Source organism: Ruegeria sp. BH8 (assembly GCF_056538065.1).
The window spans coordinates 1-25,198 of record NZ_JBQFSP010000021.1 but is presented as its reverse complement, the minus strand read 5'-3'; the positions used below and the strand labels follow the sequence as shown (position 1 = coordinate 25,198).

At 51.5% G+C, this 25,198-nt stretch carries 19 protein-coding genes and 3 pseudogenes; 15 read left to right on the top strand and 7 right to left on the bottom strand.

From position 1 onward, the window contains the following. Nucleotides 1–96 precede the first annotated feature (96 nt). Nucleotides 97–291: pseudogene (locus tag ACR0AD_RS19585) on the bottom strand (helix-turn-helix domain-containing protein); the annotation flags it as partial. A gap of 112 nt (nt 292–403) precedes the next feature. Between ACR0AD_RS19585 and ACR0AD_RS19580 the strand changes: the two are divergent. Beyond that, a pseudogene (locus ACR0AD_RS19580) lies at nt 404–574 on the top strand (ATP-binding protein); the annotation flags it as partial. Between the two features lie 158 nt (nt 575–732). Here ACR0AD_RS19580 and ACR0AD_RS19575 read toward each other — a convergent pair. Genes ACR0AD_RS19575 through ACR0AD_RS19565 form a run of 3 tightly spaced genes read right to left on the bottom strand, consistent with a single transcriptional unit; the run spans nt 733 to nt 2,124 of the window. After that, the gene (locus ACR0AD_RS19575; protein WP_480489172.1) at nt 733–1,161 is read right to left on the bottom strand and encodes a pyridoxamine 5'-phosphate oxidase family protein; all 429 of its coding nucleotides are present in this window, start codon (nt 1,159–1,161) and stop codon (nt 733–735) included. Then, complete coding sequence (locus tag ACR0AD_RS19570) at nt 1,154–1,696, bottom strand: DUF2867 domain-containing protein (protein ID WP_480489170.1); 543 nt, start codon at nt 1,694–1,696, stop codon at nt 1,154–1,156. Before ACR0AD_RS19570 ends, ACR0AD_RS19575 begins: the two co-directional genes overlap by 8 nt. Further along, complete coding sequence (locus tag ACR0AD_RS19565; RefSeq protein WP_480489169.1) at nt 1,693–2,124, bottom strand: DUF3995 domain-containing protein; 432 nt, start codon at nt 2,122–2,124, stop codon at nt 1,693–1,695. Before ACR0AD_RS19565 ends, ACR0AD_RS19570 begins: the two co-directional genes overlap by 4 nt. A gap of 94 nt (nt 2,125–2,218) precedes the next feature. Between ACR0AD_RS19565 and ACR0AD_RS19560 the strand changes: the two genes are divergently transcribed. Both ACR0AD_RS19560 and ACR0AD_RS19555 read left to right on the top strand, forming a co-directional pair. Then, the gene (locus ACR0AD_RS19560) at nt 2,219–2,758 is read left to right on the top strand and encodes a TetR/AcrR family transcriptional regulator (RefSeq protein WP_480489167.1); all 540 of its coding nucleotides are present in this window, start codon (nt 2,219–2,221) and stop codon (nt 2,756–2,758) included. A 6-nt stretch (nt 2,759–2,764) separates the two neighbouring features. Further along, a pseudogene (locus tag ACR0AD_RS19555) lies at nt 2,765–3,028 on the top strand (Tn3 family transposase); the annotation flags it as partial. Between the two features lie 185 nt (nt 3,029–3,213). On the opposite strand, the gene ACR0AD_RS19550 reads toward ACR0AD_RS19555, so the two are convergent. Then, on the bottom strand, nt 3,214–3,921 hold the full coding sequence (locus ACR0AD_RS19550; RefSeq protein ID WP_480489165.1) for an IS6 family transposase: 708 nt from the start codon (nt 3,919–3,921) through the stop codon (nt 3,214–3,216). A 552-nt stretch (nt 3,922–4,473) separates the two neighbouring features. On the opposite strand from ACR0AD_RS19550, the gene ACR0AD_RS19545 reads away from it, so the two are divergent. From ACR0AD_RS19545 to ACR0AD_RS19520, 6 genes are all read left to right on the top strand, one after another. Further along, a complete protein-coding gene (locus tag ACR0AD_RS19545) occupies nt 4,474–5,529 on the top strand; it encodes a tyrosine-type recombinase/integrase (RefSeq protein WP_480489163.1) in 1,056 nt (351 codons plus the stop codon). A 366-nt stretch (nt 5,530–5,895) separates the two neighbouring features. Next, nucleotides 5,896–7,080, top strand: a complete 1,185-nt coding sequence (gene repA, locus ACR0AD_RS19540; protein WP_480489161.1) for a plasmid partitioning protein RepA — start codon at nt 5,896–5,898, stop codon at nt 7,078–7,080. After that, nucleotides 7,080–8,048, top strand: coding sequence for a plasmid partitioning protein RepB (repB, locus tag ACR0AD_RS19535; RefSeq protein ID WP_480489159.1), 969 nt, complete (start codon nt 7,080–7,082; stop codon nt 8,046–8,048). The genes repA and repB overlap by 1 nt, the downstream gene beginning before the upstream one ends. A 177-nt stretch (nt 8,049–8,225) precedes the next feature. Continuing rightward, a complete protein-coding gene (locus tag ACR0AD_RS19530; RefSeq protein WP_480489157.1) occupies nt 8,226–9,296 on the top strand; it encodes a helix-turn-helix domain-containing protein in 1,071 nt (356 codons plus the stop codon). A 119-nt stretch (nt 9,297–9,415) separates the two neighbouring features. Then, entirely contained in the window at nt 9,416–9,700 is a 285-nt protein-coding gene (locus ACR0AD_RS19525) for a hypothetical protein (protein WP_170456398.1), read from the top strand. Next, nucleotides 9,697–9,978: a type II toxin-antitoxin system RelE/ParE family toxin gene (locus tag ACR0AD_RS19520; protein ID WP_480489154.1), complete on the top strand. Its 282-nt coding sequence runs from the start codon at nt 9,697–9,699 to the stop codon at nt 9,976–9,978. Before ACR0AD_RS19525 ends, ACR0AD_RS19520 begins: the two co-directional genes overlap by 4 nt. 141 nt (nt 9,979–10,119) lie before the next feature. On the opposite strand, the gene ACR0AD_RS19515 is transcribed toward ACR0AD_RS19520, so the two are convergent. Then, nucleotides 10,120–11,049 (bottom strand): nucleotidyl transferase AbiEii/AbiGii toxin family protein, encoded by a 930-nt coding sequence (locus tag ACR0AD_RS19515; protein WP_480489152.1) that lies wholly within the window; start codon nt 11,047–11,049, stop codon nt 10,120–10,122. Then, complete coding sequence (locus ACR0AD_RS19510) at nt 11,039–11,860, bottom strand: type IV toxin-antitoxin system AbiEi family antitoxin (RefSeq protein WP_171238900.1); 822 nt, start codon at nt 11,858–11,860, stop codon at nt 11,039–11,041. The genes ACR0AD_RS19515 and ACR0AD_RS19510 overlap by 11 nt, the downstream gene beginning before the upstream one ends. Before the next feature lie 625 nt (nt 11,861–12,485). Between ACR0AD_RS19510 and ACR0AD_RS19505 the strand changes: the two genes are divergently transcribed. The 6 genes from ACR0AD_RS19505 (at nt 12,486) to ACR0AD_RS19480 (ending at nt 24,671) form a co-directional block, all read left to right on the top strand. Continuing rightward, nucleotides 12,486–15,626, top strand: coding sequence for an adenylate/guanylate cyclase domain-containing protein (locus ACR0AD_RS19505; RefSeq protein ID WP_480489150.1), 3,141 nt, complete (start codon nt 12,486–12,488; stop codon nt 15,624–15,626). Nucleotides 15,627–15,772: 146 nt separating this feature from the next. After that, nucleotides 15,773–16,690, top strand: a complete 918-nt coding sequence (locus ACR0AD_RS19500; protein WP_480489148.1) for a hypothetical protein — start codon at nt 15,773–15,775, stop codon at nt 16,688–16,690. A gap of 774 nt (nt 16,691–17,464) precedes the next feature. Continuing rightward, nucleotides 17,465–18,448, top strand: a complete 984-nt coding sequence (locus ACR0AD_RS19495) for a lysozyme inhibitor LprI family protein (protein WP_480489146.1) — start codon at nt 17,465–17,467, stop codon at nt 18,446–18,448. A 250-nt stretch (nt 18,449–18,698) separates the two neighbouring features. Further along, the gene (locus tag ACR0AD_RS19490) at nt 18,699–21,746 is read left to right on the top strand and encodes an NB-ARC domain-containing protein (RefSeq protein ID WP_480489144.1); all 3,048 of its coding nucleotides are present in this window, start codon (nt 18,699–18,701) and stop codon (nt 21,744–21,746) included. Nucleotides 21,747–22,285: 539 nt separating this feature from the next. Continuing rightward, nucleotides 22,286–23,362, top strand: coding sequence for an adenylate/guanylate cyclase domain-containing protein (locus ACR0AD_RS19485; protein ID WP_480489142.1), 1,077 nt, complete (start codon nt 22,286–22,288; stop codon nt 23,360–23,362). 286 nt (nt 23,363–23,648) lie between these two features. Continuing rightward, a complete protein-coding gene (locus tag ACR0AD_RS19480; RefSeq protein ID WP_480489140.1) occupies nt 23,649–24,671 on the top strand; it encodes a hypothetical protein in 1,023 nt (340 codons plus the stop codon). Nucleotides 24,672–25,198: the final 527 nt, after the last annotated feature.

Genomic DNA, 25,198 nt, shown 5'->3' with positions numbered 1-25,198 from the left:
GTTTTCCAGTGCCCGTGATTTCGACTTCAGGAGAAAGGGATTTCGGCACACCTGACGAAAGCCCTGTAATCACTCGGGCACCGCAGCGGGCCACAAAAGCCAAGCGGACAACCGATCCGCATATGGGTCCAATTTGCTTGGACGCTTGGGCGTCTTGAACCGCGGCTCCACCCCGCCTTCTCGCAGATACTTCTTGATGGTGTTCCGAGACAAACCCGTCCGCCGGGCGATCTCGCGTATCGGCATTTTGTCACGCAATGCCCAACGTCTGATAACACTCATAAATCCCATGTCGATCACTCCAAATCTCCCCAACCAAAACAGTCGGGGCAATGTGTTCACATGGGTCAATTCTCAGTGACAATTTATGGGCATACCGGGTCAGTTCTCAGTGACAATCAACACCGAAACCTTCGGAACCGAACGCCTGACCGGCGCGCTGCTGGACCGGCTGACCCACCATGTGAACATCCTGGAGATGAATGGCGAAAGCTACAGGCTCAACCAAAGGCGCGCGCGCTCAACTGGCCGACTCTTGCTCCGCCACAGTGGCCGAGTTTTGTTCCGCCGTTGACAGGCTGCAGTTCCAGACCACGTCTTTCATCAGTTCGAAGGGCCGTTCCCGATCGATGTGTCTTCAGGGTTCAGGGCCAAGTCGAATACCCCTCTAACCCTTCCGCTCCGTGGCTTACACATCCATGCTGCATGCGTGCCTGATTGGGCCAAAGGCCGTCAAACATCTGTTTGACGCTCCCAAATCTCGGGTTGTGTGACCATGGAGGCGATTTCGATCCGCGACGGCGAGATGATAACGACAGCATATTCGGGGTCGTCCACGCCTGAAACATAGGCTTTCAGCCCATCGAACCAAAAGTCGCGCCGATCCTCCGCAGATGTTGAAATCCGCGCATTGCCATCGACTTGCAGCCATTGCTTCGCAAAAAAGTCGGTGGCCCCGAGCGTCACATGTATGGCGGGCGTGCGCCGAATCTGTGCGATCTTGCGGGAGCTAAGGTGGGTACTGAATCTCACAGTAAGATCCTCGTCCATTCTGCCGACGACATATCGGACCCAAGGCAATTCATCATGAGTTAGCGTTGCAACGGCCATCAGTTGCAGACCGGGCGCGAGCGCGCGGATGCGATCAGCAATATCACCCATTTCTTGAACTCCCCTGTTCTTCGGTATGGTGGTTGGAGTGCGCCTTGCCGATCCTTTCGAGCTGACGCCTCACAATCAGGAAATGAAACGGCAGGATGGCCATGAGATAGGCCTTCCCGAACATACCATGCGTGCGCACGAGCGATGTTGCGCAAAGCTGGCGAGCGTCGCCGAGGTTTTCAATCTGATACACGAGCCGCACATCCGCATGCCGATCGTCGACGCCCAGAATAGTTGCGCCGGATGTTTCCGCGTTCTGGTCAAAGGGTGCGATGGCAGCAGGGCCAATGGGCTTCAAACCAAAGGGCCGAACCATAATGTCGCGGAAGCGGCCAAGGAGCTGCTCGACGTGCCCGGTCCCGCGTGCGGCCATCATTTGCGTAATAGTCCTGCGATCATCTTGCGCGACCCTGATGTGCATTGTGTCGGCATAGTCGAAGTCAAATCGCGCCAGCTCGCCGCAAATCTTTGCTCTGGCATCATCGAAGTAGGGGCCGCGCCCCCTACCAGGAGATTTCTTGAACGGGGTCTTCATGACAGGGCCACTGCAAGGCTGGCAATGCCGAGCGCCATAACGAGCGGCGAGAACAGCCGGTCGTCCATCCACGCGAATTTCGTGCTGCGGACCCGTTTCGAGAAGCCGATATAATGGAAATCGCCGATCGCCCTGAGCACAAAAATCGCACCCGCGCCCGTAAGGAGCGCACGGGAGGCCGTGGAGGTGAGCCGCAATTCAAGGTCGTGATGCACTAAAAGCGCGAGGCCCGCGACGAGGGCTAGGTAGGTCGCGGCAAGCATGGTTCCGAGCGGGGATGGGTGGAACAGTTTCGACCCATCCTCGCGCCGCGTGGGAATGACATGATCGGCAAAAAGGCGCCCACCTGCAATCCAGTAAAAATGGAAAGCACAGACGGCCAATAGGGTTGTGACAAGAAACCCAATGACTAGGACTTGGACCAACATCCGCTCCTCATTTAACATACATTAGTGTATTTTATATATTTGCGCACCCGCGCCATTGTCAATACAGTGCTGCATGTTACGCAAGGGGGAATCGATGGGCCGACCACATAAGCTGACGACCGAGGACTGGCTGAGGATCGGGTTCGACGCCTTGAAGAAGAAAGGCTTCAACGCACTGAAAGCCGATGCTCTAACTAAGGAACATTCGGTCACGCGGGGCAGCTTTTACTATCATTTTAAGGATGTTGCCGAATTTCACCGCACCCTTGTCGCACACTGGCGAGAGACGGCTACAGAAAATGTCATCGCTGGACTGAACGCTTTGCCCTCGGGCCGAGAGGCGCTGCGCTCGCTCCTGTTCTTGGCTTTCGGCGCAGTGGATTCCCTGGAGCGGCAAATGCGGTTCTGGGCAGCTTGCGACGAAATCGCTGCCAGCGCCATCCTTGAGGTGGATCGCCGGCGCATCGACTATCTCCGGCACATTCTCATGGAGATGGGCCTCACTGAGCAAAAGGCTGCCGCTCGCGCAGAAATCATCTACGACGCCTACATCGGTTATAGTTTGAGGCGCGAGGTTCAAGCCGGGACGCTTGGTGATCTCGTTGCTGAATTGATGGGCTTTGCGGAAGGCTAGGCGCTTCACCACGCCTTGAAGAACGCCCTCCGCATCGGCCGCCAAGGTGAAATCCTTGATCGCACCTCCGAAGGCCAGCACTTCCGCATGGCCGGGCTGAACCTCCTTGCCGCGATCGTCATCTACTGGAACACCAAACATCTCGGCCAGGCCGTCGCTAGCCGCCGACGTGAAGGCCTAGGATGCTCGCCAAACCTTCTGGCGCACACCTCGCCACTCGGTTGGGCCCATATCCTCCTCACTGGCGAATACAGGTGGCCGATCAACTGAAACGGGTTAGCGAAAGCAGAGGTTCGAAAGAAAAACGATAACTCATGCTCCATGCGCTTGTTCGCGACAGAATGCAAGGAGGTGACAGTCGGCATCACAACCAATCGGGTATCCGTACGGGCCATTTAAACGGGACTGTTGCGTTAATCTGCTTAGCCCGGTTTAAGCTGCGCAAGGGTAGTTTATCACGCGGCCGCGAAAAGTTGGCTGATGAACTGGATCTCGCCTATGACCCCTGCTTGTTTGTGATGGACGTGGCCGCGTTTTATGGTCCGAATCGTCTCGATCCCGCTCAGGGTTGCCTTGGCCCATCGCAAGGATCGAAAGCTCTGACGATAGCCAAGGAGGCGTTTCATGGCCGCATGATCGCTCTCGATCAGATTGTTGCGCCACTTTCTGTCGATGTGCCGGATGCTGTCGAAATGCGGATCGTAGCGATGGTTGATCCCGCGAATGACCCGGGCGTAGGTCGGGGCTTTGTCTGTCACAATGACGACCGGCCGATGCAGGCGCACCCGCTCAATCGCCTTGTTCAGAAAGGCCTTTGCCGCCTTCGCATCCCGTCGTGCGGTCAGACGGAAGTCGATCATTTGCCCGTTTGCGTCGATGGCACGCCAGAGGTAGCGCCACTTGCCGCCGACGCGGACATAGGTTTCATCGACATGCCAGTCCACGCTGGCCCGGCGCAAGTGTTTCTCGGCCCGTTTGGTAATCTCCGGACCAAACTTCTGAACCCAGCGATACACGGTCGACCGATCAATGGTGATCCCGCGCTCTGCGAGCAAATCAACGACATCCTGATAGGATAGCGGGTAGCGCAGATACCACCGCACCGCGCAAAGGATGATTTCGCTTGGAAAACGGTGATGCTTGAATGGTGATTTCCGGCGCATGATCGACCTCAAAAGATCGACCTTGGCCAGATTGGGCGATTAACGCAACAGTCCCGCGTGACCCAGCCTCTGCCAATGAAGCACAATCTGCCGCCAACAACTTGGCAATACCCTCAGTTGCAATTTTCGCGTCGATTGGCTCCCCTCGCCCGCGTGATTTCCGTTACAGAGCAAAACCTCCATCTGATTTACGCGCATAATTGGAGCTTTTTGCTCGTTACTTTTGTTTTGCTGTTAAATCTTTATTATATTCGATAAGTACCACTTATCATGTTTGATTGATTCCTCCCGAAAATCAGCGCAGAATGGGCCCCATGTGTCGGTTTTCCTTAACCAATGGACTCGCGACGGCATTGGTCCGTAACCCGTAGACCCCTGCCCCGATCCGGCAGCAAACCATATTAGATGCAGCACAGTAACCTGCAATTTTGTAAACAAGTACCGGCACAAATTTGGTCCGCGCCTACACTTAAAGGACCAACCCAGCATGAGGCCAACCATGAAACATGGTGAAAACAAGCAAGAACAGTCTACAGGTTTGGGGAAATCGACATGAAGCCCCCTGCCCCATACCTCCCCGCCGCCGCCCCTGCCCTCTCGGACACAGATCAGGAGGCGCTCACTGATCTTTATGTGCGCGGCACACCGGAAAACACGCTGCGGGCATATGAACGGGATCTGCTTTATGTCACCGCCTGGAAGTCTGCGCGGTTCGCAGCGACGCTGGACTGGCCGGAATCTGAGGCCACCGCCCTCGCCTTCATTCTCGATCACGCCCGAGATCTGAATGACGCACCAGAAACGGATGTGGCGCGCGAAACCGCAGAAGCGCTGATTGCTCAGGGGCTGCGCAAGTCCCTCGCCTGCCCTGCCCCCTCGACGCTGGACCGGCGCATCGCCTCCTGGCTGGCCTTTCATCGAATGAAGAACCTGACCAGCCCTTTCGGTGCGCCCCAAGTGAAGCAGGCCCGTGCCAAGGCGCGCCGGGCTGCAGCCCGGCCCCCTGCCCCAAAATCGCAGCACCCGATCACCCGGGACATCCTCGAGCAACTGCTGTCCACCTGCCGTGGCAGCCGCCGGGATTGCCGCGACCGCGCCATCTTGATGCTGGGTTGGGCTTCTGGTGGTAGACGGCGCTCGGAGATCACCGGGCTGATGTTTGAAGACGTCTCGCTGAAGGAGTTCGACGAGAAAAGCCTGGTTTGGATTTCACTGCTGGAAACCAAGACGACAACCAAAGGTGAAACGCCGCGGCTGGTGCTGAAAGGCCGCGCCGCCCAGGCGTTGGTCCATTGGATCGAGGTTGGACAGATTAAGAACGGGCCACTGTTCAGACCAGTCTCAAAAGCGGATCGTGTGCTGAAACGTCGGCTTTCGCCGTACGCTATCTATCAGATCGTCAAACATCGCCTCCAGTTGGCGGGGTTGCAGGAGGACTTCGCCTCGCCGCACGGTCTGCGTTCTGGGTTCCTAACCCAAGCCGCACTGGACGGCGCACCAATCCAAGCTGCCATGCGCCTCTCGCTACACCGCTCCATGGCCCAGGCGCAGAAGTACTATGACGACGTCGATATCGCAGAAAACCCGGCGACGGACCTGTTGGGGTGAGGAAATACGCAATCAGCTCAATTGGCCCCCTGCCCTTCCCTATTTCTTGTCTTGGTGCGCAAGCCGTTTCTTCTTTTGTGCCAACTGCTCGTTATGAAAAGCTCAACTCGAGGCGGAGCATTCGGAAGAGTTTTGTGTGTATGCCTACTTTTTGCACAGCAGAACTTCATCAGCTATAAAAGCCCGGGAACCGCTTCAACGAGGTTTACAGCTGTAAACCATTTTGCTTTGATGCAAAGCGTATGTAGTTCACAGCTTTGTAGAACCCACAATATAAGCGAAAATCCTTGACTTAGGACAATGAATCACGCCTGTTTGTCTCAAGTGGCGCAAAAATGACCACATTCTTTAATTTGAGGCAACTACATGATTCCCGTGACACCACTTACGGCAGAACGACCATCGGCTCTCGCCACGGAAATTTCTGAGAGATTAAACTCGGCCATCCGGGAACATCTTCTTGCGGCATTTGCCCCTGACAACACCAAGTCACTACGCAACTTTGCAGCCCCAGAAGCGGCCGAACTCTTAGGTGTCTCAGGTCAATTCATGCGTAAGGTCCACGCAGAAGGAACGATTCCTGAACCAAAAGACGTACGTAGCGGTCGACGCTACTATACTGCCCATGAGCTTTGGGAGGCTCGCGAAACGCTTGAGAAAACCTCTCGCAAAAAGGGGCGCTATATCCCTCGTCGGACTGAAGGAGAGAAACTCCAAGTCTGGCAGTTGATGAACTTCAAAGGTGGCAGCAGCAAAAGCACCACAACAATTCACCTGGCCCATTATTTTGCGCTTCGCGGTTACCGTGTATTGGCCGTTGACCTGGATCCACAAGGCTCGCTTACATCCATGTGCGGCATCAGCCCGGAAATTGAGTTTGACGGACTGACGATCTACGATGCTATTCGGTATGAAGATCCGGTAGATATGGCGGACGTTGTGCTTCCGACATACTTCCCCGGTCTGTCTGTGGCGCCGTCTCGGCTTGTTCTTTCCGAGTTTGAGACAGAATCTGCCGTTCACTCCAACCCGGACCATCCGTTCTTTACGAGAATACGGAATGCCTTGGCCCAGGTAGAAGGCGATTTTGACCTAGTTCTGATTGATAGCCCACCTCAACTCGGATTTTTGACAATAGCCGGGATGGCCGCCGCCAGTTCATTGCTTGTGCCACTGACACCTTCGATGCTGGACGTGTCTTCGACGGCTCAATTCCTCGAACTCGCTGGTGCTTACATGGCAGTCATTGAAGATGCTGGCGCTACGCTCGAATACGATAACTTCAAGTTCCTGATAACGCGTGACGAGCCGACAGACGTGCCGTCTCAACAACTGACTTCGTTCATGCGAGCACTGTTTCAGGATCGCGTTATGTCAGCTACGGCCCTCAAAAGCACTGCAATCAGTGACGCCACAATGCTCAAACAATCAATTTACGAGGTCGTGCGGTCGGAAATGACACGCGCAACTTATGATCGGGCAAAGAACTCAATGGATGCGATCGGCTCTGAGGTGGAGCAAATGATCCATCAAGCGTGGGGACGCGGCTAATGGCTAGAAAATCGCTTCAGGAGATGTCAGGGATCGCAAACACCATCGCGCGCTCTAGCCCCAAGGCCATCGACAAAACCCCAAAACCCAATGCCCCTGCACTTGGTGCGCTTCAAGGCTCTCTGGCCGCAATCAGGGAAATTGACCCTGCCCTGATCGACGATTGGGGCCCAGCCGATAGGCTTGGTGAGTTTACAGCTGTAAACACTGACGAAGAAGACGATAGCTTTGAAAGCTTGATATCGAGTATCCGAGACGGTGGCCAACAAGTTCCCATTCTTGTCAGAAAATCGAAATCCGACGGCCGATACGAGGCAATTTATGGGAGGAGGCGGCTGAAAGCCTGTCGTGAACTTGGCATTAAGGTCCGCGCCAATGTTCAGGATATCGACGATGCCTCGGCGCTACTCGCCAAGGGGCTTGAGAATGCTGCGAGGCGCAATCTTTCCTTCTACGAGAAAGCACGTTTCGCCGAGGCGATCCTGACTTCCGGGCATGACTCTGCAACGGTGCGGCAAGTATTGAACCTTTCGAAATCAGGGCTGTCTCACCTGACAAAAGTTACGCAACATGTTCCTGCAAAGATTGGTGACATGATCGGCGCAGCCCCAAAATCAGGCCGCCCAAAATGGACCATGCTTGCAGAACACTTCGTTGCAGGCAAGCTGGCGGGAGATGAAGCGGCAAACCTGCTTGCAACCATTGAGCCATCAATGTCGTCAGATGATCGGCTGGAAATGCTCCTAAAAGCAGCTGCCAAACGTGGTGCACGACAAAGAGAAGGTGCAGCCGAAGTCAGCCCAATTGAAGGAGTTACAATCAAATCCACCAACGGATCACTAACTGTTTCGGTCAAAAGGACCGGAGCTAACGCTGACTTCGCTAGCTGGTTGGACAAAAACATGGCTGAAATCATCAAGCGCTCACACGCTGAGTTTACAGCTGTAAACGCCGAGAAAAAGAACTGAGGACGAGCAGAAAGGAGGAAGGCAAACAAACAAAACCCCCGAAACCGGAGCTTCGAGGGCTGCTGCGCAAAGCGCAATTCTTAGATTAGACACCTAGAATCTAGCAGCACCCGAATCGCCACACAAGAAAAAACGCTCTTGAGCGAACGGGTAATTTTTGTCTGCCGATAGATAATCATGAAAACAGTAGCAGCATTGGCTCCAAATGGAGCAACCTTGTCGGGGACGGCAGGGCAGGGGAGTAGTACACCCAAAAAATGGATACTTCTTCGCGCCGTTGAAGAGGCCAGAGAACCTCTTGGGTTGAAATCCACAACTCTCAATGTCCTGAGAGCCATGATTTCTTTTGTGGGCGGTGATCAGATTACTGCGGACCAAGATGATCATCACATCTGCTTCGCTTCCAACGCGGCGATCGCCAAACGGACGCATGTCAGCGTGCAGACAGTTGAGCGTCATATCTCGACGCTGGTTGAGCTTGGACTTATCCGCCGCGTAATGAGCGCAAACGGTAAGCGATGGGCGCGCCGGGATCGACAGGGCAGGGTGGTCACCGCAACTGGGCTCTCCTTGATGCCCTTGTCTGAACGGCACCCTGAGTTCATCCAGGAAGCCCAGAGGCACGCTGATCGAGTTCTGGAGTTCACTGTACTCCGTGACAAGGTTTCCGCCGCTCTGGCACGCCTTAGGGAACTCGTAGCAAATGACACCGCGGTCTCCGAATTGATGACCACCGTACGCAATGCTCTGCGTCGCAAACCAGATGCGAATGTACTCTGCGAGCTATTGGCAGAAATCTCTGTGGAAATCTCAGAAATAACACAGACAGATACAGAAAATTTGAGGGCCAATGACCATGAAATTGAGGGGCATAAAGAGAACTCTTTGAATCCGATAGTTAAGAAAGAAAAACATTCTCAGATTCAAGTTTCTCCAGATCAAATGAAGCGCAGCTTTCCACGCTTGTGCTCCGAACTTCGCTTCGCCCGGGATCAGACGCATTGTGACCGCCTTATGGACGATATCGCCGATTACCTACGACTTGGTCAAACTTGGTATGCTATGAAATCGACACATAGCGCTGCTCTCCGTTTTATGGTTTTGGGATACATTTTCCAACGAGCGGAGAACATAAGATCCCACCAAGCCTATTTGATTTCTCTGACCTCCAAAATCGATGGGGGAGACACGCAGCCATTCGCTTTGTTGAAGCAAAACACAAAGAAACCACAGAAGAGAGGGCCGTAACTTTGAAATCTCATCTCGCTCATGAGCTCAGAGCAACAGATAACATTCATGCCAACGTCTATTGAGAATAGAGTGCCAATGTATTACATTGTACTACATACCGGAAACAGGTGATTGCGATGAGTACCAGCCCATATTCAATCCGTCTCGATGAAGACTTGAGAAAGTCCCTGGAACGAGAAGCTGCGATCGAAGATCGGCCACCAGCACAACTGGCGGTACGGGCAATCAGAATGATGCTGGAATCCAAGGCCGCAAAACGTGCAGCCATTGATGCGGCTGTTGAAAAGGCAGATCTAGGAAAGTTCATCACGGCAGACGAGATGAATGCTTGGATAGACAGCTGGGATACCGAGAATGAGCTCTCTGCTCCGGTCGCAAGCGGGCAATCCAATAGCCAATGAAAATTGTATTTCTCGAAGATACGGCCCGGGACATTCAATGGTTCCGTTACTACTACACGTCAGTTTTTCCTGAAGGCAGCGAAAGGGCACGAGCTCAACTCAAAGCCATTCAGCTTACTCTCGCAGCCAACCCTTATGCAGGTCACCCGAGTGACACGCGCCAAGACATACGGGAGCTTTCAGTGCCGAGAACCCCATTCACGTTAATCTATCGTGTAATGCCAACCCAGATAGAAATTCTGCGTCTCTGGGATACCCGGCAGGGCACGGATTACTGAAACCAGGAGTTTAAATTGGTGGCATCAGGCGGGCAGGGTAGGGGGCAAGCAACCGAACTTATTTTGTTGTTCGACTGCTAGCTTCTGCACAATTGTCGGAAATGTGCCTGCACTTTCAATAGGTCGGACTCTGAATTTCAATCAGTCGAAGAGGTGACCTAGGAGTTTTTCGAGTTCTTCCCTCTGCTCGGCGTGCTTTATTGGGTTGTCCCGGATTAGGCGCTCCAGATTGAGAAGTTTCCAACGCACGGCGGGAAGATTGGCGGCCTGCGGTCGATCTATTACGGCGAAATCCGGCGCGCCATCCTGCAGACTGAGCAAGAATTGTCTGGTGGGTTTGTCGAAGCGAGATTGGATATCCGCAATCAGTTGGTTGCGCGTCGTCAGTAGGTCATCCAGGCCGACGGCTGACTTAGTCATGCCCTCGAACTCACGCACATAAGGTTGATCTAGGGCAATCAGGTTGGGATTCAGCAATTCGTGTGCCGGACGTGCCGAACAGGCGATGTAGATCAGGAAAGTCCGGAACAGATCATCCGTCAGTCCTTCGTGTTCATAGAGAAGCTTTACATCATAGAGATCGCGTGGATGCTGGCGATCCACGGCTGCGTGGAGCTTACCGCCGAACAAATCTTCGAATGAGACGATCTGCATTTCTGCATAGCCGAACGCGTCTGCTACAGCGTCGGAGACCGCCCGGGTTTCGGGGTCGTGAACAACGCCGCGCGTGACTGGCGAGGTCTCGATTTTGACTTCTGCACCTTCCAGACGCGCAAGCACGCGGGTGGCGCCGCCCCCACCTCCTTTTATTCTTTGAGCCTTGGCCCCGTTGATGCCCCTTTCGATCGACTTAGCGATACGATCCATGGCTTCGTTGATCTCGGCGAGGCTCTGTTCGCGCTCTTTTATCGGCAGATATGTCAGGTCGATATCAACCGAGAGCCGCGGTAGATCGCGATAGAAGAGGTTTATTGCTGTCCCGCCCTTGAGCGCGAATATCTCTTCCTTCGCGACGTAAGGCAATACACGCACGAGAAGGGCGACCTGGGATTCATAGTTCCTACGCGCCATTTTCTGCCTCTGTCGTGGCGAACTCTTCCGGTACCATGATACGATATCGCGGATGTATCCGGCCACCTTTGACCAATGCTCGATCCCCCGTCCCGAGGTTGAAGGCGTCAGCATCAAGTCGTTTGCGCCAGGGGTGATTGTGGCGATCCGCAAAAACGAAGAAGAGGCGCCTGATTTTTATTTTCTTGCAGCTCAACAAGAGCGCCGAGAGCAACTTAGGTCGTAGCGTCGTCAAGCCCTCGAACACCATGTCGAGGTTGTGAAAACTCTCATGGTCCGGCAATTCGTCCATAGCTTCCATGACCGCCCGTTCGGGGGCCGACATGCGCAGTTGCCAGTCCCACGGGAGGGAGTTTTCAGATTTTAGGTCGTCATTTGTAACGCCAAGTGCCTGGTCAGTGAACAACGACGTATTGCGCGTTTCTATAGGTGCATTGAGTGGCAGCTTCGTGAGCCAGTTGGGTATTTTGTAGCCATAGATCCAGATAGGGGCGTTGTCTCCCAAATGCAGGTAGTGGTCGTAGCCCTGTTGAGAGAGAGCAGTTTTGCCGCCGACATGAATATCATAGCCCATGATATGGTGCATCGAGATCAGGCAGGCCTTCCAGTCAATGGTGTTTGATGCGGGCGGATTGGGAACAGGTCGGCGGAAAACGCCGCGGTGAACGCGTTCGAGCCAGCCCCGTTTTACATAGTCGCGAAAGGTTTCGTAGGCTATGCCATGGGCGGTGAGCCAGTTGGCATCGACGAGATACCCAGCGGGCACCGAGTCGAGAACTTTCTTCAGATTTTGCGATCTTCCAGCGTTCATGACGCCCTAAATCATATAATTTAAAAGAAAAGGCAAGAGGATCTCTTTGAAAAGTACATCTTTAAAGCGTCTATAGCACTGAAAATAGCACATTATTAAAAACACAGCGCCACGCGGAAACCCATCGGAATACCCGGGATAAATGGAAGATTCCGGTGCCAAGGGCGGAATTCGGCCATTCTCTGCATTGCGGTAAACTATAGCCCCAATTGAGAAATCAGACATTCAGCTACCACGTTTGAAACTGGTAGGTCGACGGCTCGAGTTCGTATATCCTGATACAAATACTTGGCATGCCAATCCGCCAAATCGTTTCGATGTCTTCAGTTTCAATTCTCCACCATACGCTCTCAACACATCCATAGAGATTGCCAAACCTAGTCCTGTTCCTCTTGCCATAACTTTTTGGAAAGTACGGTCTCATCCGAGCCACCTGCTCGTTGGTCAACCAAAACAAGTTGCTCATCACGCATCCTGAAGTTCAGGAGCTTGAATCAGCTCTGCGTGACGTCTGCAACCAAATCAATGGGTCCACAGCCTAGCTCATTTTAGAAATCTAAATTTGGGATTGGTGTGTTTTGAGTCCAATCTGCTAGTATCCAGTATTTTCAGGAGCGCGTTACCAATGCCCACGCTACAGTCATGGCTAGCCTCTCTAAACCTGGAAAAGTACTTAGACACTCTTGTGTCGAATTCCATCGATTTGGACATAATCAGTCAATTGACGGAGGACGATCTCGCAAGTATCGGAATCACGCTTGGCGATCGCAAACGTCTGCTCATTGGATCACGGCAACTGGCAACACCTGCTTCTGGTTCAGAGCAAGCGAACTTTCAGGAAAGCAGTACTACCGCCGAAGAAGCGCCCATTCGTCCCGGGAGGCCAATCGGAGAGTTGCGCCAGATGACGATCATGTTTGTTGATCTGGTTAATTCAACGGGTTTGACACAGGAATTGGGTATCGAGAAATACCGAGATATTCTAAAATCTTATCAAAAGTATTGTGTAGAAGCGATCCGAAACAATTTCGGTTATTTCGCGCAGTTTGTAGGGGATGGAGTCGTTTCATACTTTGGCTTCCCTCTCGCTAATGAAGACGATGCCGAACGAGCGGTGCTTACCGCCCTAGAAATCATCGACAATGTCAGTGCGATTGCTGTTTCACCGCAAAAAAACCTTTCTGTACGCATCGGCATCGCCACCGGAGATGTTGTGATCGAGGACGTGATCCAAGGCCCACGCCAGATCGATAGTTTCGCCCTTGGAGATATACCCAATCTTGCAGCGCGGCTTCAATCGCTCGCCGAACCCGGGACAGTTGCTGTTTCCGAACGCACCCAGAGACTTCTGGGGCATAATTTTCAGTGCGTCTCAATTGGCGCACATAAACTGAAAGGATTTGGGGAACCAGTCAACGTCTGGTTGGTTGAAGGGTCACAAAGCACAGAACTGCGGTTTGAAAGACGAGTACATGGCACTCTTACGCCGCTTATCGGAAGAGAAGACGAGTTCAACCTGCTACGGGGGCGTTGGAACGCTGCTTGTCGCGGCGAAGGGCAGGCGGTTTTCCTTTCCGGAGAAGCAGGTCTGGGCAAGTCTCGCCTGGCAGAAGAAGTGCATCAAAAACTCGTCCTGCCGATGGGCCAACGTTTGATCTTCCAATGCTCGCCCTACCATGTGAACAGCTCATTCTTTCCGATCAAGGCACATATAATCAATGCGATTGGTCTGAGGGAAAGTGATACTGCGGCAGAACGAGAAAACAAACTGAGAGCGTTCTTGGAGGCCCGAGACGGCGCTTCGGATGAGATCACCTCTGTACTTTCCAATTTGCTTTCACTCGGATCAAAAGATCCAGCGTTCTTGGCATCGCCAGAAGAAACCAAGGCACGAACGGTTGAGATTTTGATCCGCCATATTGAGAAAACTGCATTCGAAAAACCAATACTCATACTGTTTGAAGACCTGCACTGGATAGATCCATCTTCCGAAGAATTGCTCAATATACTATTGCACAGGATCGACAATTTGAAAGTTATGGTCCTGGGCACCTATCGCCCAGAATATAAACCGACTTGGGTAAGCTTACCTAAGGTCACCAATTTATCCATTCCAAGTCTCGGCGCTCGTGAAACCAAACAATTGCTTCAAGCTTTGAACACGAACGACATTGTACTGAATGGACTTATGCAGATCATTGTCAACCGCTCGGAAGGCATACCACTATACGTCGAAGAAATGGTCGGTATGCTCACGAGAAATCAAGAAGCGAATTTGACGGCAAGCCAGGCAGAACATGAAATACTGTTCCCTTCGAACCTCAAAGATCTACTGCGTGCACGTCTTGACAACCTAAGTGTCACTCCCGACACCATCTCGATTTGCGCGGCGCTTGGGCGAAGTTTCACCGGCGATCTAGTCGCAGCCGTGGCCGAGCGATCAGTCGAAACCATACAAACGGAATTGGCCAGCCTTGTACAAGCTCAGATTATGGTTGTTCAAACGCAAGACTTTGAAAGGGTTTACAGTTTCCGCCATGCGTTGATTGGCGATGTTGCCTACGACGCGATACTTCCGAAACAAGCTAAGGACCTCCATCGCCGAATTGCTGAAACTATGGTAGAGCGGTTCGAAAACCTATGTGCTCGACAGCCTGAAATTCTGGCGTTGCATTACATGAAAGCCGAGCGATTCGATTGCGCAAGGGAAAAATGGCGAGAAGCCGCAGACCTGAGTCTACGCAATTATGCCAGCCAGGAAGCGATTGCCCAATTAACTGCCGCACTTGATGCCCACGAAAACCTTGCCCGAGATAATACGTCTGATCTGGTAGAGACACGGTTGCGACAAACCCTTGCGGTCGCCCTCGAAATGCGCAGCTGGGGCTCTCCTGACATTACTAGCAATCTGGAAAAACTGATCGCCCTTAACGAAAAAATCGGCGACCATGAGGTGGCCTTCGCCAACCTGCATCAGCTCATTGGCGAACACCTGATCGCTGGTCGACCTGATGCCGCTTGGCGACATTGCGAGCGGATGACAGAATTGATCGCTAACGACGCAAATTCAGTCCTCCATACCCTGAGCGAACACAACAGTGGTATGACTTCTTTGCTTCTGGGCGAGTTTGACCGCGCCATTGCACATTTTGACCGGGCTCTGGACCAGCGTTCGCAGTCTGAACTTAGCGAAATTAACCGGATTTACCCCGCAGACCCGGAAACCGTCGATACGGTCCTGCGATGCTGGGCCGGGGCACTTAAACATGGCGACCATACGTCAATCCTTGGCGAACTTGAAGTGTCGGTTGCCAAGGTGCGGGCGCAAACCAGCGAGTTCTCCCGATGCTATGGTCTAAGCATTATCGCGACGATTTATTGTACGATCGATGATCCGGAACAATGCCGTAAGATTGCGAAAGAGGCGCACACGATAAGCGAAAAAATGCAGTTCAAGTATTGGGAGCCTTGGTGCAGCGTCGTGCTCGGGTGGGCTGAAGCCCGCTGCGGCCAAACTGGTGGCATCAATATGCTGCAAAAAGGGCTTGAGCGCTACGCCGCAACGGGTTCGGGACAGATTATCGCGTTCTCGCATACTTTGCTCGCGGACGCGTATCTTTGCCAATGCGAGTTTGATGAAGCCGCTGGCCAGATCGCAATAGCGCGCGATGTGTTAAAGCATTCTTCGATCGGGTTTCATTCACAATGGACGGAGTTGTTGGCGCAAAAAATCGAAAAACTGACCAATGCACATCACAGCGATTGAATTCGAAAGCGCGGACAACGAAACCCGACTGCTCGCCTAGCATGCAAATTTGTGTCACGATTCGCGACCATTCGTGCTACCCTCCCAGAATTGTTAGTTATTTGGGGGAAATTATGCGTATTCGACCTAGGAGATTGTTCGTAGCCTTGTCTCTGACTGTTGTTATATCGGCTTGCGCAGAAGGTCCGGTGGACCCTCAAACTGGAGAGGTTTTTAACGTTCGTGATATACCTGAACAGAAATTTGTAGCGGGCGATTATAATGACAGTCTCAATGCACGTCCAAAACCGGTTAACGAGTTAGACGACGGGGAGTTCAAAAATGTTCTCCGAAAGCTCGACGGGAACTTATGCAAGAGCAGCGATACCCTCGAGAAATGCATCGAAAGGTTCAACCTGCCCAGTTCCGACGCGAATTTCAAAGGGTTGTCGGGAATTACCGGGCGGGCATTTCTCGAAACCGCTGAGGGCGGTAAGAATCCCAGCGGTAAGAGAGAGGTATATGTTAGAGGGAAGATTTTAGATAAATGCCTGCATGATACCAGTCTGGCTGGCTACCACTACGACCGGAACACCTTCGAGCTGCGACTTTGCGTCATAATGATTACTGAAATCGCCAGACCAAGGGCGCCAAACAACAAATTCCAGTACCAGTATTTTCACGTTGAGGCCAGTTCTGCTTATGTAGATCAGAAAAACCCGGGCGATCCCGAAAATGTCTTTAAGAAAGCGGCCAAGGCAACTGGCTTGAAAGTGACTGCGGCTGCTGCCAACGGCTTTGAGTTCAAGTTGTATGCAGCGGGGAAGAATATTGAGGTCATTAACTACTGGGAAGCAAAGGCGTCTAAAAAGCAGGGAAACCCGAAATGGAAAAAATACGTTAAGGGCCAAACCGGAATCCCAAGACGTATCCGGGAATACTTCAAGATTGACCACGATGCCTGTGTCGACATGATGTTTCCAATGGGCTTAGGCGTGCCTGAAATGCTGCCTTCAGGAGCCGCCGGAGGCGTGCACTATTGTCTCGGCCGTTGCAAAAACCCACCAATCGTGAACACACGCTAGAAAGAATCTTGGTGTCTTGGGACGCGAAGTATTCCCGATAGCCATTTGCGGATGAGCGCTGGTTGGTTTCTGAACAGCGCTTTTCCGGCGGCACATGGCTCGAGACAGGCTTTGTCGGAGTGGAGCAAAAGTGGCTCAGAGTAGCAGAAACTAACGATCTGAAAAAATTTGCGCAGCAACCATGCGCTTAAGAAGTCCGGGTTACGCTTCGGTCCGTTTCGTATTGTTCGTTTTCAGATCTGGGGCCATTCAGTCTCGGCGTGTGCGACTTGGAAGACGTCACCAAAACTTGCATCGCCGACAAAAGAGCAAGCTTAAGCACCGCGTAACAGCGAGTATCGACCTTGTCCGCACAAAACTTAAGAATCGTCCATCCCCAGATTTCGTACACGCAGCGAATGTCCAGAATGCGGACTGCGGCCGCAGTATTTTAACTTTCGGATCAACGGCGGCATCGGGCCGTTCACTGAATTTTGCAAAGTCCGGCTTCTGTGCATTGCTGTAGTTGGGGCAACGCGCAGCATCGGTAGAAGTGGGCTCGCCGCCGCCATTCTCTGCGGTTCGCACCGAATGGCGGTCAGAGCCCTTACCAGTCATTGCTGCATAACTTGGCTGCTGCAGGTGCATTGGACCGCTCGCAGCCCTCAGCGGACCTCCATCAGTTCCTAAGGCTTCCCCCCTGCAGTATATCGGATTTTGCCCATACGACCTCAGGTGTGCTCAGATAAGTGGAGAGTACTGGTGCCGTATGTAATGGATAAGATGCGAAGTTAGATGTATGAGATCAGCAATGCGAATAAGTCGAAGGCCGCAGTGATGAAGAAGCCAACTTACAAGCAGATTATCGATTGGAATGAGCGCAGAGGAGATCAACCAAGGTTCGGCTTGGAATTGTTGAATCAACTGCACCGACTTCAATCAGACTTTGCGGAACGTGGTCAAGAAGATGCGATTCTGTGTGAATTCATACCTTTGCGATTGGCAACTATACTTGAGGTCTTTTTGCGCGAAGCAATTAGAGAGCTTGTCGATTCCGGAGAGCCATACCTCGATAGAGCCGAGAACCTGACCAAGGGCACGAAAATTGATCTCGCATTTGCCGTGTTTGTAGACCAACAACGCCTTTCAATCGGCGATTTTGCTGCTCACGCTGTTTCTGTTAGCAATGTCCGGAATTTTGTAGCAGCGCTCACGCAATTGGAACCAGAGTTTGTTGCGAAACTAAAAGTAGCACACCCCAGGTGGACAGAAGACAGGGCAAACTGGCCGCTCCCGCCGCTAATTGCAGATTACCAACAGAACATGAGAAACCTGCAGCGGATGATAGACGTCCGAAACGTGCTGGCTCACGAACTTCCAACTGAAAGTGTCTGGGATTTTTCGGAGATTCCAAGTTTCTTCGCTGCTACGCAACAGTTTATCCAGGCCTGCGACTGGGTCATTGTCGAGTTGCTACAGGACTCCACACCTCGAACTCAAACCCAAATGAACTACGACGCTGGGTTGGAGTTGAAAGAACTAGAAGAGCAGCTTTCTTCTGCCTTAAAGCGTCTCTCTGAGATCGAAGGAATCTGTCTGGAAAAAATAGAATCTTCGCAAGATGTATGGCTGGAGTACGCTAACAAGGAAGCGGAACTTGTAGCGTCAAATGTCGAAGGTGGCTCTATGTACTCAATGGTGTGGTCAGGCGCTAAGTCGGCCTTGGTTTCTGATCGCATAGAGCAGGTTGAGTCCGTCATTAGAGAGTGGATGAACTAAAGCCCTAGCGTGCCGTTCCCAATTATTTGAGACGCAGCGGGTGCAGTTGGAAAGTCTCGGTCCAAAGCCGACCTTCACATAGACTTGCAACAAAAGAACGCTGCTTCAAAACCTGAACGTGCGAGGCGAATTTCTTCGCAGAACTAAATATGCGACTAAATTGCAGAAATCAAAATTGGGGCTCGTAAGCCCAATGTTGCATCTCTACAGTTCACCTAAAAAGCGAACCCATCATCGAGCAGAGGCAAAATTGACAAATCTCGAAAGCATTGATTTTTTTGACGAAGATGCATTATTTGACCGCCTAACAGACGGCTTAAAGTCCGACGAAAAAGAGGTAGTTTTTGTAGTTGGCTCGCCGTTGACGGCACCAGATGATGAAGGTCAACCAGGTGTTTCGACTGTACCAGAGATGGTCGATCATGTCCGCGAACTATTTCCAGAAGAGTCGCCAAGTAGAAATAAATTTGAAAACAACATAACTAGTTCTCCAAACCAGTACCAAGCGGCATTTCACTTCTTGCAAGGACGTCGAGGGCAAGACGTATGCAACCTCCTAATTCGACAAGCTGTTTTGAGAGCCCGCAACCAAACGGATAGTTTCGACCCTCAGAAATTCGACGCTCGAACATTAAGTAGTAGCCAGCTTCGTGATTTGGATGATGACGAATCCGGTTGGTATTTGTCGCGCGGCGCTGAAAGCCTAGGTAAACTGATTGCTTTGCAGCCGAAGATCTTTGGGAGAACCCTAGTCACATCAAATTTTGACCCTCTGGTCGAAGTCTCTGTTCTGAGAGCCAAAGGGCAGGTTTGGAAAACAACCTTAATTGCCGACGCTGATCTTTCAAATACAGAAGCACCCGGGTGCCGTGTCATCCACATACATGGGTATTGGCATGGAACGGATACGTTACACACCGGCACGCAGTTGTTGCAATCACGACCAACATTGAAGTCATCACTTCTTGAGCATCTGAGAGATAAATTAGTCGTCGTTGTAGCTTACGGCGGATGGGACGATATCCTAACTTCCGCACTAAAGGACCTGACTGGTAACACTTCCGCTTTTCCTGAGGTTCTTTGGACCTTTTTTGACACTACCCCGTTTATTGGTCAACATCTCCGCTCGGTTCTTCAGCCAGGGTTAGACCGTGGGCGCACTACATTGTATTCAGGAATCAATTGCCATGATTTCTTTCCGAAACTATTAAACTACTGGGAAGGCACACTTGAAGAATCCTCCCGAAACTCACAATCAAGTCCTCAGTTTTCTGTAACGCCGCAAACCCTGAAGCGTTTGGAGTGCGATCGGCCTCCCACCATTGACGCTTGGGTCGGTCGTGAGGCCGAACTTCGATCATTGGAAACTACAAACGCACCCGTTGTTGTCCTGTCTGGAATTGGCGGTCAAGGCAAATCCCTAACGGCAGCTAAACACATTCAGGATACTTTCGCTTCTTCCACCAAGTTTAAATTCTGGGATTGGCGAGATTGTAAAGAAGCCGGTGACAGTATTCGAACGCAAGTGGTGTCCGCGATCGAACGAATTACGTCGGAAGATACAACAAGTGAGATGTTGGCGAAGGCGACAGACGCAGACTTGGCCAACATTCTCGCGGAAAAAAGCCGGGATTCACGGACGTTGTTCGTTTTTGACAATGTAGATCACTATGTTGATCTGGAGCACTTCAAGTTCGTAGGGCTATTAGGTCAATTGGTGCATCAGTTCTCAATAGGCGAAACTTCGAGTCAGATAATTCTGACGTGTAGACCAAATGTACTTTACACTGATTCCAAAATCACAACGATTTCAATGCCTGGCTTGAGTCTGGGGGAAACAGAGGCGCTTTTCAACGAGCGTGGTGTAAAAAATAGCAATGCAGACATTGAAGGAATACATAACGCTCACAAGATGACGAATGGGCACCCTTTTTGGCTAGACCTGATAGCTGTCCAAGTTGCTCAAGTACCTGGCGTAACGCTAAGGAGTTTCCTTGAAGACCTTCGCAGAGGCAGAGAGGACAGCCCGAACATTTTGTCGTCAATCTGGTCTCGCCTCGCGGAAAGAGAGCAGGTCCTTCTACGAACTATGGCCGAAGCCGTACGGCCAGAAACAAAGGATACTTTAGAGGAATACGTTTCCACAAAACTTCGATATGCAAAATTCGACAAAGCACTAAAATCGCTAATCCGACTGAATCTTGTGGTAGTCAAGCCAGAACTGGATTCCCCTGACCTCTATGATCTACACCCTCTGGTGCGTCAGTTTGTAAAGCAGAACTTTAGCAGGGCGGAGCGCCTCGACTTTATCCAGATTGTAATTGGCCAGTACAAGGTTCTTGTGAAGCGCTTTGAAAAAGTGCTCGGCTCCGAACTTCCTCTTCCGATGCTTGGACGCTGGACGCAAAAAGCAGAACTAGAGATTGCAGCCGGAAATTACAGGGACGCCGCTGAAACTCTTGAAGTCGCCAAAGACGCGCTGGTTGGAGGCGGACACTCAGAGGAATTCGTGCGGGTGACTCGGCTCTTCCTCGAAGCCGTCGATTGGAACACTGCACCGACGGAAATTGATGGCTTTGACAAGATTGTTCAGCAATTTGTGGAGTGCCTTGACGATCTCGGCGACACGAAAGGCGCTGATCTGATCTTGGAGCGGTTTGCTAGAACTATTCCGGAAAAAACCGCTCGCTACATACACTTTGCCGATATGCGGTGTTATTCCTTCTGGAAGAGAGGTGATTTCAAGTCGGCGCTTGAATGGGGTGAAATCGGAAAGGACTTAAAAACTCAATCAAACGTCGACACTGTATATGATTGCGAACATAATTTGGCGCTTACAAGACGAGATTCAGGTGACCATGAAACTGCGCTGAAGCACTTTGTAAACGGTGAGACGTTGGAGAGCTTCCTTGATCCCGGCTCCCAAGTATGTGTCGACAACGGTCCGCAGCAAGGGAACGTCGGTAGATGCTTTCATTTAATGGGCAACGTCGAAGGTGCACTTGTTTGCTACAAAAAGTCGATCAGAGCTCTTGAAAGTGGTAGCGATCACTACCGTTTGTCAAACTTTGCATACGCTAGAGTTTGGATAGCTGAGGCTTTATTTGAAAAAGCGGAATATCAGACAGCTTTGGCGTTTGCTGTCAGCGCCGAGGCTATCTTGGCCAAGATATCACCAAGTAGGGCCGAGGAAGCAGCCGCACTTAAACAGAGGATTTTGTCAGCCATACCACTCAATGGGAAATTACCCGACGTCTCTACCGCTGATCGCCAAGTGCGAAGGTGGGTTCAAGCCTAGCGGCAATAGGAATCTTTCGTTGATACACCAACTTGAATAAGATCAAGTCTATAAACTCTGACTGCGTAAAGCTGCCGTTTGTGGCGCTCAGTGCTGCTACCGCAGCGAACGGCAGCTTGGCGGCCTCCACGACATCGGTTGTTTCGAGCCCATTGCTGCCGTCGACCGAGCTTTGGTCTTTCGCATGTGCGGCACGTAGCCTACCGCACATTCCGGACGTTTAGAACTAGGCGGCAAATGGTAGGTGAGCGGACAAAGCTGACGTTTGCGGTATGGCTGCCAAAGTCTGCTACTGTTCCGGGCAATCAACAAACGATAACTTTGGATGGTGTTACATTAGTCAAGAAATAGCATTCTCTAAGTTTTAGAGACGTTTTTCAGTAGGCTTGGCTACATTCTCTGACAAATGAAATCCTTTCGCTTGAAAATAAGCGAGCGCGCAGCGCCACCACCACTTGTTGATACAACATCCAAAATCTGCCAGCATATATTTTGAATTCCTGCTTCGAACCTTAAGCATAAGTTTTTGCGAGTTTGATGTGTACAAAAATTCAAAGCGACTTTTGACAATATTGGCAGCAGATGTTGCCGGGTTTACGAAGCTCGTTTCTGAGGATGAAGAGGCCACTCTACATCGTCTCGCAGAGCTTCGTTCGATTATGGATCCGATTATCGAGTCTTACGGAGGCAGGATCGCAAACACGGCTGGCGATAGTGTTCTGGCGTGTTTTGACAATCCCACCGGCGCGGTGGAAGCCGCTATTTCTATTCAAGAACAACATAATGCCAACAACGCTCAGCTAAGAACAAGCGACCGCATGAGGTACCGGATCGGTATCAATATTGGTGAGGTCGTTCAGCAACCCAACGGTGATTTGTTGGGTCACGGAGTGAATATTGCATCCAGGCTTGAGACGATTTCGGAACCTGGCGGTATTTGCTTGGCCGAAAACGTAATTGAGCAAGTCAAAGGAAGCTTAGACTATCGGTTCACAAAGATCGGGGAGCATTTTGTCAAAAACCTTGATCAACCGTTAAAGGTGTACAAGGTGGGTGAGGCTGCCCTTCCAACCTACGAGAAGGCCGCGCGAAAAATTCAGGCATGGGTTCGTGGGCAGTACTTCTTGCCACTCTTGTTCGCGGTTGTCTTAGTATCTATTGGCTTCTCAGCATTTGCCCTTCTGTCAAACAAATCCGACGAAACCAAAAGTTTTGACCCTGAATACCTCGAGGATTTTCTGACCTTAGATCCATCTCCCGAAGAGTTGCTCGAATTTTTTGATTTGGTAACCGCCGGCGAATACGGGGATTCGACTTATTACGTAATCAGAACGTGGGGCGCAGAATTTGAGATTCTTGAAAAGGTTTCCGAAGCCTTGGGTGGACACCTCGTTGCCATCACTGATGAACAAGAAAATGACTTTGTGTATCAACTGACGCTGAAAGATGATGGGCACTGGGCGTTTGAGGGAAACCTCGCTCTGGGGCCATTAATTGGCTTGGTGCAGGACCCTGAAGGCACGGAGCCTAGTGGTGGCTGGAGATGGGCAAATAATGAGCCAATGAAATTCTCCAATTGGAAGCGGGGTAGTCCTGACAATAGCAGCGGCAATTAGGATTTTGGGAATTTTCAAGGCCCTAATGTTCCCAAAACCAGCCCTCTTTGGAACGACACAACAATATGGAAGCGTTCGTTCATAGTTGAGGTTCCCAAACCCTAATTCCGAGATGTACCAGTCACAGTTTTGCGGGAGGTTCATAATTCAAGCGTGGTGCTTGACTGAATCCAGAACACCTCACTAGCATCAGTGAAAAGATATCTAGTGGAGTATTGGTGATATGCGGTCCTTTTTCGTTTTAATTTTAATATGTTGTGTTGGGTTTTTGAACGCAAAACTCGTAATGGCCGATTTCGCAAACGCCCAAAAAAGACTAGAATTCTTCTCCGCGAATAGTTCCTACCGAAATGCCTGGTGCCCGGAACGTAAGCCTTCCAAATTCACAACCGCACCAATCACTCAACCCTTCAAAACAGCATCCGGAAAAGACCGACCTCCCGCTGTTTTCATGAATGAACTCGGCGCGGCAAATTCCCATCTACTCCGCACCGGTTCCAAGGCGGACGCCAGCCAGATCGCCGATCAGCTTGCGGCAGCCGCTCAGGCCAGATCATTCGAAAAACAAGGTTTGTACGATGGCGTGAAGATAGACGCAGCCTGGTGGCAAGCGAACATCCTGCTCAATTTGTCGATGGTGCACAGTTCACTAAGCGCAATTCTGGGGAAAAATGACCCAAGAGTTGTCGCAATTGGGGATTGGGGAGATAGACTGGCAGCAAGTGCAGGCTCAGTTGGCGGTTTCGAGCAGATGTACGGTAAAGAAGGCCATGCCGCCCGTGCGGCTGGACTTTTGGCATGGGGTGCAGAAACAGGTAACCGAAAGGCGTTCAAAAAAGGTGAAAGAGATCTAGCATATCTGGCGCGGCAAATGCGCCCTAACGCCCCTTTGGCCGGTACATTTGACCAAGCTCGCAACAAACGTCCGGCCAAACGGCAACTACACTACACGTTCATCACGTACGGGTACCTCGTGATTGCGATGGATGCGTCGCAGCGTGGCGGTGGAAAAGGCTTTCGACATAAGAGCCGTCAGACAGATATCCATGGAGCATTGGTTTGGCTTGTTCAGGCATCCGCAGCGCCGAATAACCCAGTTGGCTTAAGCGGTCCCCAAGATACATTTTTCTGGACCACGCGAAGCGATAGGTACCACAACCTTGCTTGGGCGGAGGCTTATCTTCGCAACTATCCCAACACCCAAGCAGGATTGCTTCTGAAAAGAAAACTCAAAGGCCAACGTTCGCGCGGCGTGTTTGCCGGGTGGTATGGTGGCAACCTGACCTGTTCTCTTGGCCCGGGCAGTTAGGGCCAACCAAATATCGTGAGTACCGCTTGTTTACTCTTGAATATGGCCGCGACAAAGCGGGGAACCTATCATCACGTGCTATGTTCATTAAATTCATGGTGTAGCGTAGTGTGCAGGAAACACCGCCACCAGTGAGCTTGTGGTGCCAACATCTCGGACAACGCGGTACAATGTTGATTGGTTTATTAGTCGTGGCTGGAAACAAAGCCGACGTTCGTGCACCATGCAGTATCAGGCACTATGGGCTCGTTCCGGACCTTCTCCGCACCGCAGGATGTGCCAAAACTCAACCGTTTCTGTCACCGGCGGAAACGACCGTTTTTGGCGCATTTAGTCGAAGGTCAGCTTCATTCATCCCCGTCGGCTCCTGCCGGGAGTTCAAAAATTAAACTCAGCTCTGGCGAGGAATGGTGCCGAGGCGGCAAGCTTTCTCAACGGTATTGCCAAGTTGTTTGAGGATGCATGAAAAGTGATTTTGTTCCGCGCTCAGGCTGTCATTTCTGCAGTGTATTCATCCCAGAGTGTGA